The 12142-nt window shown below is 62.4% G+C and carries 11 protein-coding genes; 4 read left to right on the forward strand and 7 right to left on the reverse strand.

Features of this window, described 5'->3' with window-relative positions; translation table 11 throughout:
• Nucleotides 1-14 precede the first annotated feature (14 nt).
• Nucleotides 15-356 carry a YggL family protein gene (locus VC352_RS04495; RefSeq protein ID WP_322978386.1) on the reverse strand — a complete coding sequence of 114 codons (342 nt, stop codon included), beginning with the start codon at nt 354-356 and terminating at the stop codon, nt 15-17.
• A 158-nt stretch (nt 357-514) separates the two neighbouring features.
• Between VC352_RS04495 and dacB the strand changes: the two genes are divergently transcribed.
• Nucleotides 515-1954, forward strand: coding sequence for a D-alanyl-D-alanine carboxypeptidase/D-alanyl-D-alanine-endopeptidase (dacB, locus tag VC352_RS04500; protein ID WP_322978387.1), 1440 nt, complete (start codon nt 515-517; stop codon nt 1952-1954).
• 92 nt (nt 1955-2046) lie between these two features.
• Here dacB and rlmKL read toward each other — a convergent pair whose 3' ends face one another.
• On the reverse strand, nt 2047-4224 hold the full coding sequence (gene rlmKL, locus VC352_RS04505) for a bifunctional 23S rRNA (guanine(2069)-N(7))-methyltransferase RlmK/23S rRNA (guanine(2445)-N(2))-methyltransferase RlmL (protein WP_322978388.1): 2178 nt from the start codon (nt 4222-4224) through the stop codon (nt 2047-2049).
• 413 nt (nt 4225-4637) lie between these two features.
• Between rlmKL and rmf the strand changes: the two genes are divergently transcribed.
• Nucleotides 4638-4853 (forward strand): ribosome modulation factor, encoded by a 216-nt coding sequence (gene rmf / locus VC352_RS04510; RefSeq protein ID WP_322978389.1) that lies wholly within the window; start codon nt 4638-4640, stop codon nt 4851-4853.
• 121 nt (nt 4854-4974) lie between these two features.
• Here rmf and VC352_RS04515 read toward each other — a convergent pair whose 3' ends face one another.
• Both VC352_RS04515 and VC352_RS04520 read right to left on the reverse strand, forming a co-directional pair.
• The gene (locus VC352_RS04515) at nt 4975-5997 is read right to left on the reverse strand and encodes a quinone-dependent dihydroorotate dehydrogenase (protein WP_322978390.1); all 1023 of its coding nucleotides are present in this window, start codon (nt 5995-5997) and stop codon (nt 4975-4977) included.
• 79 nt (nt 5998-6076) lie between these two features.
• Nucleotides 6077-6298, reverse strand: coding sequence for a DUF2835 domain-containing protein (locus VC352_RS04520; protein ID WP_322978391.1), 222 nt, complete (start codon nt 6296-6298; stop codon nt 6077-6079).
• A gap of 138 nt (nt 6299-6436) precedes the next feature.
• Here VC352_RS04520 and VC352_RS04525 point away from each other — a divergent pair, with 138 nt between their 5' ends.
• A complete protein-coding gene (locus tag VC352_RS04525) occupies nt 6437-7312 on the forward strand; it encodes a DUF6685 family protein (protein WP_322978392.1) in 876 nt (291 codons plus the stop codon).
• Here the strand turns inward: VC352_RS04525 and recX are convergent.
• The 3 genes from recX to VC352_RS04540 form a co-directional block, all read right to left on the reverse strand.
• Nucleotides 7309-7776 (reverse strand): recombination regulator RecX, encoded by a 468-nt coding sequence (gene recX, locus VC352_RS04530; protein ID WP_322978393.1) that lies wholly within the window; start codon nt 7774-7776, stop codon nt 7309-7311. The two genes, VC352_RS04525 and recX, sit on opposite strands and share 4 nt — an antisense overlap.
• A gap of 3 nt (nt 7777-7779) precedes the next feature.
• A complete protein-coding gene (gene recA / locus VC352_RS04535) occupies nt 7780-8823 on the reverse strand; it encodes a recombinase RecA (RefSeq protein ID WP_322978394.1) in 1044 nt (347 codons plus the stop codon).
• Between the two features lie 87 nt (nt 8824-8910).
• On the reverse strand, nt 8911-9411 hold the full coding sequence (locus VC352_RS04540) for a CinA family protein (protein WP_322978395.1): 501 nt from the start codon (nt 9409-9411) through the stop codon (nt 8911-8913).
• A 79-nt stretch (nt 9412-9490) separates the two neighbouring features.
• On the opposite strand from VC352_RS04540, the gene mutS reads away from it, so the two are divergent.
• A complete protein-coding gene (gene mutS, locus VC352_RS04545; protein WP_322978396.1) occupies nt 9491-12058 on the forward strand; it encodes a DNA mismatch repair protein MutS in 2568 nt (855 codons plus the stop codon).
• Nucleotides 12059-12142: the final 84 nt, after the last annotated feature.

Consider the following 12142-nt stretch of genomic DNA (forward strand, 5'->3'; position numbering starts at 1 on the left):
GGCACTCCACAGGCTCACGCCTGGTTGATCGGATTACCCGGATACCAGACATCGAGCAGCGGGCTGACCTCGAAGCCCTGCAGCTCGTCACGGCCCTTGAGCCAGGCTTCGACGGCACTGCGCTGCTCTTCGTTGACCGAACCACGTTTGGCCAGGCACACCAGGCCATAATCTTCGCCACCGACGTAGTCCAGACCATTGCCGGCGATGGCATCGTCCAGGAACTGGTCGATGAAACTGTCGATCACCTGATCGCTCAGGTCGGCCTTGAAGTTCAGGGTCAGCTCGAAGCCCAGTTCCTGGAATTCATCGACACAGAGCTTCTTGCGCAGACGGCGGGAACGATTGGTCGCCATGTAACTTTCCTCTTAGGTGATAACGCGCGGCACTCTAGCAGTTTCCACGCCCGATAGCCCGTCTTGATCGCGTGCAAAAGCACAGCCGTACGGCATAATGGGCGCCATTCGTCCCTGCCCATCTATCGTTGCTCCGCTGCACGCGGAAGGTTTTCTCGATGATCCAACGGTTTCGCCAACTGGCGCTCGGCGCCTTTCTGCTCCCCCTCGCTCTGACCACCTACGCGGCAACGTCCATCAGCCTGCCGGCGAATGTCGAAAAAGCTCTGCGAGCGAACAAGATTTCCACCCAATCGCTGTCCGTGGTGACACTGCCGCTCAGTGGCCAGCCTGGTGGCTTGCAGTTCAATGCCGACGTTTCGGTCAACCCGGCATCGACCATGAAGCTGGTTACCACCTTCGCCGCACTGGAACTGCTGGGGCCGACCCACCACTGGCAAACCGAGTTCTATGCCGACGGCCCGCTGGAGAACGGTGTGCTGCAAGGCAACCTCTATCTCAAGGGCGGTGGCGATCCCAAGCTGAACATGGAGAAGCTCTGGCTGTTGCTGCGTGATCTGCGCATCAACGGCGTACAGCAGGTTCAGGGCGATCTGGTGCTCGACCGCAGTTTCTTCGTCACCCCGCAGCTACCTGCCTTCAATGACGACGGCGGCGATGAGAACAAGCCCTTCCTGGTCAAGCCTGATGCGCTGCTGGTCAACCTCAAGGCGCAGCGTTTCGTCGCTCGCGCCGCCGAGGGCAAGGTGCAGATCGCCATGGATCCGCCGATCCCCTCAATCCGTATCGACAACCAGGTCAAGCTGCTCAAGTCCGCGCCCTGCCCCGCCTGGCCGGACGTGCGCTACAACCCGGTCAGCCAGTACGACGGCACCACGGTGATCGTCACCGGCAAGCTCCCCGAGGGCTGCAGCGCACAGACCTACCTGTCGCTGCTCGACCACCCCAGTTACGCCGCTGGTGCAGTACGCGGGATCTGGCAGGAGCTGGGCGGCAAGATCCTCGGCAAGGATCGTCAGGGCCAGGTACCGGAGAAGGCGCGTCTGCTGGTGCAGGCGCAATCACCGGATCTGGTGGAAGTGATCCGCGACATCAACAAGTACAGCAACAACACCATGGCCAAGCAGCTGTTCCTCAGCCTCGGCGCGCACTTCCGCACCGCGGCCGACAAGGACGACGGCATGGCCGCTCAACGGGTGATTCGCAGCTGGCTGGCGCGCAAAGGCATCACGGCCTCGCAACTGGTCATGGAGAATGGTTCAGGGTTGTCGCGGGCAGAGCGCATCAGCGCACGCGAGATGGCTGCCATCCTCCAGGCCGCCTGGCGCAGCCCCTATGCCGCCGAGTTCCGCAGCTCCCTGCCGCTGGCGGCAATGGACGGCACCATGCGCAAACGTCTGCGCCGTACGCCGCTGGCTGGTGAAGCGCACATCAAGACGGGAACCCTGAACAATGTGCGCGCCATCGCCGGCTACAGCCGCGACAGCAATGGGCAGGACTGGGCCGTGGTGGCGATTCTCAACGATCCGAAACCCTGGGGCGCCAGCTCCATCCTCGATCAGGTGTTGCTGGACACCTACAAGCAGCCGAAACGCTGAGTCAGAACGCACGGCGGATGGCGCTTTGTCCATCCAGCCTGATATCGGCAGGTGATGACTGAACGCCTCAGTCATCACCTGCCGTTCTCGCGCTATCGTGCCGTGAAGCGCCAGGCACGGTGGATCTTGGGATTGCGCGCGAAATCCGCATCCAGCGTCTGCACACTGATCTCCTCCACCTGATAACGCGCCGCCAGCCCTTCATCGAGTTGGAACTTGCGGAAGTTGTTGGAGAAGTACAACACGCCACCACGCGCCAGACGCGCCATGGCCATGTCGATCAGCTCGATGTGGTCACGCTGCACGTCGAACACGCCCTCCATGCGCTTGGAGTTGGAGAAGGTTGGCGGATCGATGAAGACCAGATCGTATTCCTGGCGGTCAGCCTGCAGCCATTCCATGACGTTGGCCTGCTCCAGACGGTGCTTGTCGGAAAAGCCGTTGAGCGAGAGATTGCGTCGTGCCCAATCGAGATAGGTCTTCGACAGATCGACACTGGTAGTGCTACGCGCACCGCCCTTTGCGGCATGCACGGTAGCCGTCGCGGTGTAGCAGAACAGGTTGAGGAAGCGCTTGCCTGCGGCCTCCTTCTGCAGACGCAGGCGCAGCGGACGATGATCGAGGAACAGGCCGGTGTCGAGGTAATCGGTCAGGTTGACCAACAACTTCACGCCGCCCTCGACCACCTCCATGAACTGCCCCTGAGCGGCCTGGCGCTGATACTGCTTGGTGCCGACCTGACGCTCACGGCGCTTGATCACCACACGGTTCTGGGCCACGCCCAGCGCTTGTGGAATCGCAGCCAGGGCATCGAGCAGGCGCGCCTGCGCCTTCTCCGGGTCGATCGAACGCGGCGCAGCGTACTCCTGCACGTGCACCCAGTCGCGGTACAGATCGACCGCCAGGGCATACTCGGGCATGTCGGCATCGTACAGGCGGTAGCACTCCACACCCTCGCGGCGCGCCCATTTGCCCAGTTGCTTGAGGTTCTTCTGCAGGCGATTGGCGAACATCTGCCCACCTTCGGACAAGCGCGCCGGCGTCGCCGCCTCGGCGGGTACGTCTTCCTCGCTACGCACCTTGCGCTCACCGGTGACGAACTGCTCGGTCTGCACCTTGATCAACAACAGCTTGCACGGCAGCGCACCGTTCCAGAAGGCATATTGCTTATGGCTGCGCAGCCCCATGCGCTTGCCCAGCTCAGGTGCCCCGGTGAACACCGCAGCCTCCCAGCCCAGACAGGCCTGACGCAGGCGCTCACCGAGATTCTGATAGAGGTACAGCAGGCTGGCCTCGTCGCCCAGACGCTCACCGTAGGGCGGGTTGCTGATCACCAGACCTTTCTGATTCTGGTCGGGGCGCGGCTCGAAGGTACCGAGTTCGCCTTGATAGATCTTCACCCAGTCGGCCAATCCAGCGCGCTCGACGTTGTTGCGCCCCGGCTGGATCAGCCGGGGATCCGCCTCGTAACCTCGAATCCACAGCGGCGGCTTGGCCAGACCGGCGGCAGCACGCTGCTCGGCCTCGACATGCAGTTTTTTCCACAGCGCCGGCACATGACCGAGCCAGTTGGAAAAACCCCAGCGCTCGCGCTTCAGATTGGGGGCGATATCGGCCGCCATCAGCGCCGCCTCGACGAGGAAGGTACCCACCCCGCACATGGGGTCGGCCAGAGCGCCGCCCTCGGCAGCGATACGCGGCCAACCGGCACGGATCAGCACGGCCGCGGCAAGGTTCTCCTTGAGAGGTGCGGCGCCCTGCTGCAGACGATAACCACGCTGGTGCAGGCTATGCCCAGACAGATCCAGCGACAACACGGCCTCGCCCCGGTCGAGGCGCAGGTGCACGCGCAGATCCGGGTTGAGCTTGTCGATGCTCGGCCGCTCGCCCGTGCGGGTGCGCAGGCGGTCGACGATAGCGTCCTTGACCTTCAATGCGCCGAAATGCGTGTTGTCGATGCCGGAACCATGGCCACTGAACTCGACGGCCAGACTGCCCGCCGGCTCCAGATGATCACGCCAGTCCACGGCCTGAACACCCTCATACAACTGCTCGGCGCTGCCCATGGAGAAGCGCGACAACACCAGCAGCACGCGGTTGGCCAGACGCGACCAGAGGCACAGCCGATAAGCCACCTCCAGATCGCCCTGCCCGCGGACAGCCGCGGTCTGCTCGCGCGCCTCTTCCAGACCGAGACTGCGCGCCTCTTCCAGCAGCAGGCCTTCGATCCCCTTGGGGCAGGTAAGTACGATTTCGTAACGCTCGGACATGAACAATCCAGTGCCAGTGGCAGGTAAAAAAGGTGCAACGCACCTCGACTCACATTAAGTGACAAAGCGTCGCAGCGCGACCCTTCGTCGGAATAAGCAGCAATCTCATTTGCGCCATCACGGTGACAGCGCCGCAGTTGCAGCCCAGTCTTCACGCCGTTTGGCTGGCGCTGACTGGACGCATGACCAGTCTACTTATGGCTTGACCCTCGATAAGGTTACGCCCTTATGACAAATCGATCATTCACAGGGCAGAGGGCATTCGTTAGAACTCTACCTAAGGCTTCGCTGCAACGGCGAACGCAACAGGAGGCTCGCCACGCCGGCAGCGACCTCCGCAGGCAGACATCCATCTGCCAGGCCTCGCCACGAGGCCAACGGGACATAACAGTCAACAGTGAGGGCAACACCCTATGAGAAGACTTAAGCGTGATCCGTTAGAACGAGCTTTTCTGCGCGGCTATCAATACGGCATCAATGGTAAATCCCGCGAACTTTGCCCATTCACCCTGCCATCGGTACGTCAAGCCTGGATGAACGGCTGGCGTGAGGGCCGTGGCGACAACTGGGACGGGCTCACCGGCGCGGCCGGTATCCACCGACTCAACGAACTTCACGCTGTCGGCTGATTCAGGAGCCTGGTTCTACTGCCCAATCAGTTAGCCAGGCTCCAAGACTCTTCAGACTTCACCATGCCGACCCCATCCGGGCGGCGGGCGCAAGCCCAGGGGCTCCAGAGGGAGCCCCTTTTCATTTGCGGATGGCGGCAATCGCATCCACGGCTTCACGGATCAGCGCCGGCCCCTTGTAGATGAACCCAGAGTAAATCTGCACCAGACTCGCCCCGGCAGCGATCTTCTCCGCAGCATGCTTGCCTTCGGTAATACCGCCGACCGCGATGATCGGCAGGCGTCCGCCCAACTCACCTGCCAGCACCTTGACTACATGCGTGCTCTTGTCGCGCACCGGGGCTCCGGAAAGGCCGCCTGCTTCTTCGCTGTGCGCCAACCCTTCGACACCCTCACGGCTCAAGGTGGTATTGGTGGCGATCACCGCATCCATACCTGCCTCGACCAGAGCAGCGGCCACCAGAGCGGTCTCTTCATCATTCATGTCAGGGGCGATCTTGATGGCCAGTGGTACGCGCTTGCCATGCAATTGGGCCAGATCTTCCTGGCGCAGGCGCAACGCCTCAAGCAGAGCCTTGAGCTGATCACCGAACTGCAGGCTGCGCAACCCGGGTGTATTGGGCGAGCTGACGTTGACCGTCACGTAGCTGGCATGTGCGTAGACCTTGTCCAGGCAGGCCAGGTAATCATCCACGGCGCGCTCGACGGGCGTGTCGAAATTCTTGCCAATATTGATGCCAAGCACGCCTTTGAACTTCGCTGCCTGCACCCGTTGCAGCAGGTGATCGACGCCAAGGTTGTTGAAGCCCATACGGTTGATCACCGCTTCAGCCTGCGGCAGGCGGAACAGACGCGGCTTGGGGTTGCCCGGTTGGGGGCGCGGGGTGACGGTGCCGATCTCGACAAAACCGAAGCCCAACTGCGCGAAGCCGTCGATGGCATCACCGTTCTTGTCCAGCCCGGCGGCCAGGCCTACCGGATTGGCGAACTGCAGCCCCATTACCTGGGTCGGCAGGCTCGTCGGCGCCTTGGTCAGAAGTGCATTTAGCCCCAGGCGACCGCCAGCGCCGATCAGATCGATCGACAGCTCGTGGGAGGTTTCCGGGGACAACTTGAATAGCAGCTCGCGGGCCAGGGAGTACATGGACAGGCTCAGCTCGGCAGAAGATGGAGGGTCGCGATTATAGCCGCCGATCCCGCAACGACGCGAGGCGCGTCGCGCATCAGCCCAGTCGACGCAGACTCAGTAACTCGCCCTCGAGACTGAACTCCAGCTCGAAGGAACCATGGATGCCGGTATGAGTCAGAAAGGGCCGGAAATGGTGTGCAGGTAAACTGACTCGGCGTCCGTCACGGCTTTGCGCCATAATCCGGTTGGCATGGCCGCGATAGATGGCTTGCACCCGTTCCGCCGATAACGCGATATCCAGCACCAGGCTGGGCATGGAGGCACCCTCGCAAATGAATGCAGCTATTCTGCCACAGCGCAGACCCTACAGTTTTGCCCGTGGCGCCTGCCTGCATGCAGCAGCCAGCACTGTCTGCCACAATGAAGCAGATCCATCTGGAGCCGCCTGTTGGCCATGACTCTGCCCGAGCCTCAGACTTTCAGCACTCGGCTGACCTCGCTAGCCCAACGCCTGGGCTTGATCGGCCGCGGTGCGCGACAGACATTCCTGCGCGCAAGCGCCCTGCAGTTGCCATTCAAGCCACTGCCAGCACAGCATGACAGCATTGTCTGGCAAGACGGCCCGCCTCTTTACCGGCTGGTGGATTTACCGCGCGACGCGCTTTCCGGGCCGGTGCAGGAAGACAAAGCCCTGGCACACGCCGCCCTGGCCGGCGTGGTGTCCATCGAGCAATACACTCTGCAGTCCTTCGATCTACGCCTGGTCGACGGTTTCTCCAATACGCTTGCCAATGGCGCGAGCTATCGAACGTTCGAGGATTACGCCGCGAGCGAACACTGCAAACAGGTTCGCATCATCAGCTACAAGGATTTCATCCGTACATTCAGCCTGGCACTGCCCCGCTATCTGGCGGGCGATCCGATCGAACTGCGCCAGGCCAGTTGGCGCGCTCAGCGCACGTTCTGGGCTGGAGAACAGCAAGGCGCGAACTTCGCGGGCGCAATCGTTTATGCCCGCCGCCGCGGCCTGGAAGTGATGCTGCCTGCCAACTTGACGCATTACCGCCTCGACTCCAACGCTCTGGCGAGCCTTGAGCAGCGTTATCACGTCCTGGCGATGCCCTGCGAAGCCTGGAACGACCCGGCATTCATGGGGCTGTTACTGGATAGCGGCATGCCTTATGCCCGCCTGTCACTCTGGAAGAGCGCAGGCACGCCCGAACTGCTATTGCTACCCAAGGATCATCCGCAAGCCACGGCTTTGGGAGAAGGTCTGCGATTGGCCGGCGCACCGGACATGCTCACCTACCTGCACGACCTGACCGGCTAGTCCCACTCGCCACGGCCACTCAACAGGCGACCGATCATTTCCATGGAATAGCCACGATAGGCCAGGAAGCGCCCCTGTTGAGCACGCTCGCGTGCATCGCCGGGCAGACAACCTGCAAACTTGCGCTGCCAGACTTCACGCAACTGGGTGAACCAGTCAACGCCGCTATCACGCAACGCCTGATCGATATCACCCCGCGCAAGCCCGCGTTGCGACAACTCCTCACGAATGCGTTGCGGGCCGTAGCCAGCTCGCGCCCGTGATGCGACGAAACTTTCCAGATAGCGGGCCTCTGAGAGCAGCCCCTCCGCGGCGAGGCGCTCCAGCGCAGCGTCGATCAGCTCTTGCGGCGCACCACGCCGCAGGAGCTTGCGCGACAACTCGACACGACCGTGCTCACGCCGCGCCAGCAGATCCATGGCCGCCCGCCGCACTGCCGACGGGCTGTCCAGCACGACCGGCATGCTTTAGAAGTCGACTTCGGCGTCAGCCATATCCTCGGCCGAAGCCTTGGCAGGCGCACCGCCTACGAGCAATTTGTCGCGGATCTGACCTTCGATCTCGCGTGCAACAGCCGGATTGTCCTCCAGGTACTTCGCGGCGTTGGCCTTGCCCTGGCCAATCTTGTTGCCCTGATAGCTGTACCAGGCACCCGACTTCTCGACCAGACCTTGCTGGACGCCGAGATCGATGATCTCGCCGTTGCGATAGATACCCTTGCCGTAAAGAATCTGGAACTCGGCCTGGCGGAATGGCGGCGCCACCTTGTTCTTGACGATCTTCACGCGGGTTTCACTGCCCACCACTTCCTCACCTTCTTTCACCGCGCCGGTACGGCGGATGTCGAGACGAACCGAGGAGTAGAACTTCAGCGCATTACCGCCGGTGGTGGTTTCCGGGCTGCCAAACATCACACCGATCTTCATACGGATCTGGTTGATGAAGATCACCAGGCAATTGGCGTTCTTGATGTTGCCCGTGATCTTGCGCAGTGCCTGGCTCATCAGACGCGCCTGCAGACCAACATGCATGTCACCCATCTCGCCTTCGATCTCGGCCTTGGGCACCAGAGCGGCCACGGAGTCGACGATGATCACGTCGACGGCATTGGAGCGCACCAGCATGTCGGTGATTTCCAGCGCTTGCTCGCCGGTATCCGGCTGCGAAACCAGCAGGTCATCGACATTGACGCCAAGCTTGCCCGCGTAATCGGGATCGAGGGCGTGCTCGGCGTCGACGAAGGCACAGGTCGCCCCCATCTTCTGCGCTTCGGCGATTACCGAGAGCGTCAGCGTGGTCTTACCCGAGGATTCCGGGCCGTATATTTCCACGATACGGCCTTTCGGTAGGCCACCGATGCCCAGAGCGATGTCCAGCCCGAGCGAACCAGTGGAGATGGCCGGAATGGCCTGCCGCTCGTGATCGCCCATGCGCATCACGGCGCCTTTGCCGAATTGTTTCTCGATCTGACCCAGGGCAGCCGCCAAGGCGCGCTTCTTGTTCTCGTCCATTACCATCCTCACGTATTCACAAGGGCCTCGATGGCCGCCAACAACTGTATAAGTAGCCAGTATTATTCCACAGAGCAAGCCATCCGCCTACCCCGCCAGCGGATTTTCCCCTGATAGCAGGCTGATGAGCCCAGCCAGTGCGGCCTCGACCGTCTGTCGGCGCACCTGATCGCGGTTACCGGCAAACTGCTTGCGCAGGCTGAAAAGACGCTCTCCGTCCCCCCAGGCCAGCCAGACAGTGCCCACAGGCTTCTCGGGTGAACCGCCATCAGGCCCCGCCACACCACTGACCGCTACGGCATAACGCGCTCCACTGTGAGCCTGGGCGCCACGAACCATGGCTTCGACGACCTCCTGGCTGACAGCCCCGACCGTGCTGAAAAAGTCGGCACAGACGCCAAGTTGCCGCGTTTTCTGAACATTGGAATAGGTCACGTAGCCAGCCTCGAACCAGGCGGAGCTACCAGGAATGCGGGTGATCGCCTCGGCGATCCCCCCCCCTGTGCAGGACTCGGCCGTCGTCACCTGAGCATGGGCGGCCTGCAATTGTCGTCCGAGCTGCGCGGCCAGTTGGCTGATGGAATCCATGTCGTTCTCCGGGGTGAAACGGGCCAGCCCGATACCCTACACTAGGCGCTTTTGCGATTTAAGCCGGACAGCGGAAACCATGACGGATCTTTCAGCCCACACCCCGATGATGCAGCAGTACTGGAAACTGAAGAACCAGCACCCGGATCAGCTGATGTTCTATCGCATGGGTGACTTCTACGAAATTTTCTACGAAGACGCGAAGAAGGCAGCCAAGCTGCTGGATATCACCCTGACCGCCCGCGGTCAGTCGGCCGGTCAGTCGATCCCCATGTGCGGCATTCCCTTCCACTCGGTAGAAGGTTACCTGGCCAAGCTGGTCAAGCTTGGCGAGTCGGTGGTGATCTGCGAACAGATCGGCGATCCGGCGACCAGCAAGGGCCCGGTGGAACGCCAGGTGGTACGCATCATCACCCCCGGCACCATCAGCGACGAAGCTCTGCTCGATGAACATCGCGACAACCTGTTGGCTGCCGTGCTCGGAGATGAACGCCTGTTCGGCCTGGCCGTGCTGGATATCACCAGCGGCCGCTTCAGCGTGCAGGAGATCAAGGGCTGGGAAAACCTGTTGGCCGAATTGGAGCGCCTGAACCCTGCCGAACTGCTGATTCCGGACGACTGGCCGCAGGGCCTGCCTGCCGAGAAGCGCAAGGGTTCGCGCCGCCGCGCCCCCTGGGATTTTGACCGTGACAGCGCCTTCAAGAGCCTGTGTCAGCAATTCGGCACCCAAGACCTGAAAGGCTTCGGCTGCGAGAACCTGACCCTGGCCATCGGCGCCGCCGGTTGCCTGTTGGCTTATGCCAAGGAAACCCAGCGCACCGCCCTGCCCCACCTGCGCAGCCTGCGTCATGAGCGTCTGGACGACACCGTGATCCTCGATGGCGCCAGCCGCCGCAACCTGGAGCTGGACATCAACCTCGCTGGCGGCCGCGACAATACCCTGCAATCAGTCATGGATCGCTGCCAGACCGCCATGGCCAGCCGCCTGCTGGGCCGTTGGCTGAACCGCCCGCTGCGTGATCGCACGGTGCTCGAAGCGCGCCAGGAGGCCATCGCCTGCCTGCTCGACGGCTACCGCTTCGAAACGCTGCAACCGCAGCTCAAGGAAATCGGTGACCTGGAGCGCATACTCGCCCGTATCGGCCTGCGCAACGCCCGCCCGCGCGACCTGGCCCGCCTGCGCGATGCGCTGGCTGCGCTGCCCGAGCTGCAACGGGCGATGACCACGCTGGACACCCCACACCTGCAGCAACTGGCTTTGAGCATCGCCACCTATCCGGAACTGGCCGACCTGCTGGCCCGCGCCATCATCGACAACCCGCCAGCGGTGATCCGCGACGGCGGCGTCCTCAAGACCGGCTACGACGCCGAGCTGGACGAGTTGCAATCGATGAGCGAGAACGCCGGCCAGTTCCTCATGGATCTGGAAGCCCGCGAGAAAGCCCGTACCGGTCTGGCCAATCTCAAGGTGGGCTACAACCGTGTGCATGGCTACTTCATCGAGCTGCCGACCAAACAAGCCGAGTCGGCGCCGGCCGACTACATCCGCCGGCAGACGCTCAAGGGCGCCGAGCGCTTCATTACCCCGGAGCTGAAGGAGTTCGAGGACAAGGCACTGTCGGCCAAGAGCCGCGCCCTGGCACGCGAGAAGATGCTCTACGACGAGTTGCTCGAACGCCTGATCGGCCACCTCGCCCCGCTGCAGGACAGCGCTGCGGCACTGGCCGAACTGGACGTACTGAGCAATCTGGCCGAGCGCGCGCTGAATCTCGACCTCAATCGCCCGCGCTTCGTCGAAGAGCCCTGCATGCGCATCAACCAGGGGCGCCACCCGGTGGTCGAGCAGGTGCTCACCACGCCCTTCGTGGCCAACGACCTGGACCTCGACGACAACCGCCGCATGCTGGTCATCACCGGGCCGAACATGGGCGGTAAATCCACCTACATGCGCCAGACTGCGCTGATCGTGCTGCTGGCCCATATCGGCAGCTTCGTGCCAGCTGCGGCCTGCGAGTTGTCGTTGGTCGACCGTATCTTCACCCGTATCGGTTCCAGCGATGATCTGGCGGGCGGCCGCTCCACCTTCATGGTGGAGATGAGCGAAACCGCTAACATCCTGCACAACGCCAGCGAACGTAGCCTAGTGCTGATGGACGAAGTCGGTCGGGGAACCAGCACCTTCGATGGTCTGTCCCTGGCCTGGTCGGCAGCCGAGCACCTGGCGCACCTGCGTGCCTTCACCCTGTTCGCCACCCATTACTTCGAGCTGACCGTACTGCCGGAAAGCGAACCGGTGGTGGCCAACGTGCACCTCTCCGCCACCGAGCACAACGAGCGCATCGTCTTCCTCCATCACGTTCAACCCGGCCCGGCGAGCCAGAGCTACGGCCTGGCCGTAGCACAATTGGCGGGCGTGCCGGGTACGGTGATCAGCCGCGCGCGCGAGCACCTGGCGCGCCTGGAAGCGACGAGCCTACCGCACGACTTGCCCAAGCAATCGCCTGGCCAGCCACAAGTGCCGATGCAAAGCGATCTGTTCGCCAGCGTGCCGCATCCGTTGCTGGAGGAATTGCAGAAGATCAATCCGGATGATCTGAGTCCGCGCAAGGCGCTGGAACTGCTATATAGCTGGAAGACACGGATCTAACGCTAACGCGCGCAAGCTGTTAGAATCGCGCGCATTTTTACGACAGCCCGGTTTACAGCCTGAGCCGCGGCACTGACAGAACGC

The sequence above is a fragment of the Pseudomonas sp. C11 genome (assembly GCF_034683865.1).
GTDB lineage: Bacteria > Pseudomonadota > Gammaproteobacteria > Pseudomonadales > Pseudomonadaceae > Aquipseudomonas.

What these genes read in the sequence shown, in the direction of transcription:
- recA (WP_322978394.1), bottom strand. Translation starts at nt 8,823, where the DNA reads ATGGACGAGAACAAGAAGCGCGCCTTGGCGGCTGCCCTGGGTCAGATC.
- dacB (WP_322978387.1), top strand. Translation starts at nt 515, where the DNA reads ATGATCCAACGGTTTCGCCAACTGGCGCTCGGCGCCTTTCTGCTCCCC.
- VC352_RS04515 (WP_322978390.1), bottom strand. Translation starts at nt 5,997, where the DNA reads ATGTACTCCCTGGCCCGCGAGCTGCTATTCAAGTTGTCCCCGGAAACC.
- mutS (WP_322978396.1), top strand. Translation starts at nt 9,491, where the DNA reads ATGACGGATCTTTCAGCCCACACCCCGATGATGCAGCAGTACTGGAAA.
- recX (WP_322978393.1), bottom strand. Translation starts at nt 7,776, where the DNA reads ATGCCGGTCGTGCTGGACAGCCCGTCGGCAGTGCGGCGGGCGGCCATG.
- VC352_RS04495 (WP_322978386.1), bottom strand. Translation starts at nt 356, where the DNA reads ATGGCGACCAATCGTTCCCGCCGTCTGCGCAAGAAGCTCTGTGTCGAT.
- VC352_RS04525 (WP_322978392.1), top strand. Translation starts at nt 6,437, where the DNA reads ATGACTCTGCCCGAGCCTCAGACTTTCAGCACTCGGCTGACCTCGCTA.
- VC352_RS04520 (WP_322978391.1), bottom strand. Translation starts at nt 6,298, where the DNA reads ATGCCCAGCCTGGTGCTGGATATCGCGTTATCGGCGGAACGGGTGCAA.
- VC352_RS04540 (WP_322978395.1), bottom strand. Translation starts at nt 9,411, where the DNA reads ATGGATTCCATCAGCCAACTGGCCGCGCAGCTCGGACGACAATTGCAG.
- rmf (WP_322978389.1), top strand. Translation starts at nt 4,638, where the DNA reads ATGAGAAGACTTAAGCGTGATCCGTTAGAACGAGCTTTTCTGCGCGGC.
- rlmKL (WP_322978388.1), bottom strand. Translation starts at nt 4,224, where the DNA reads ATGTCCGAGCGTTACGAAATCGTACTTACCTGCCCCAAGGGGATCGAA.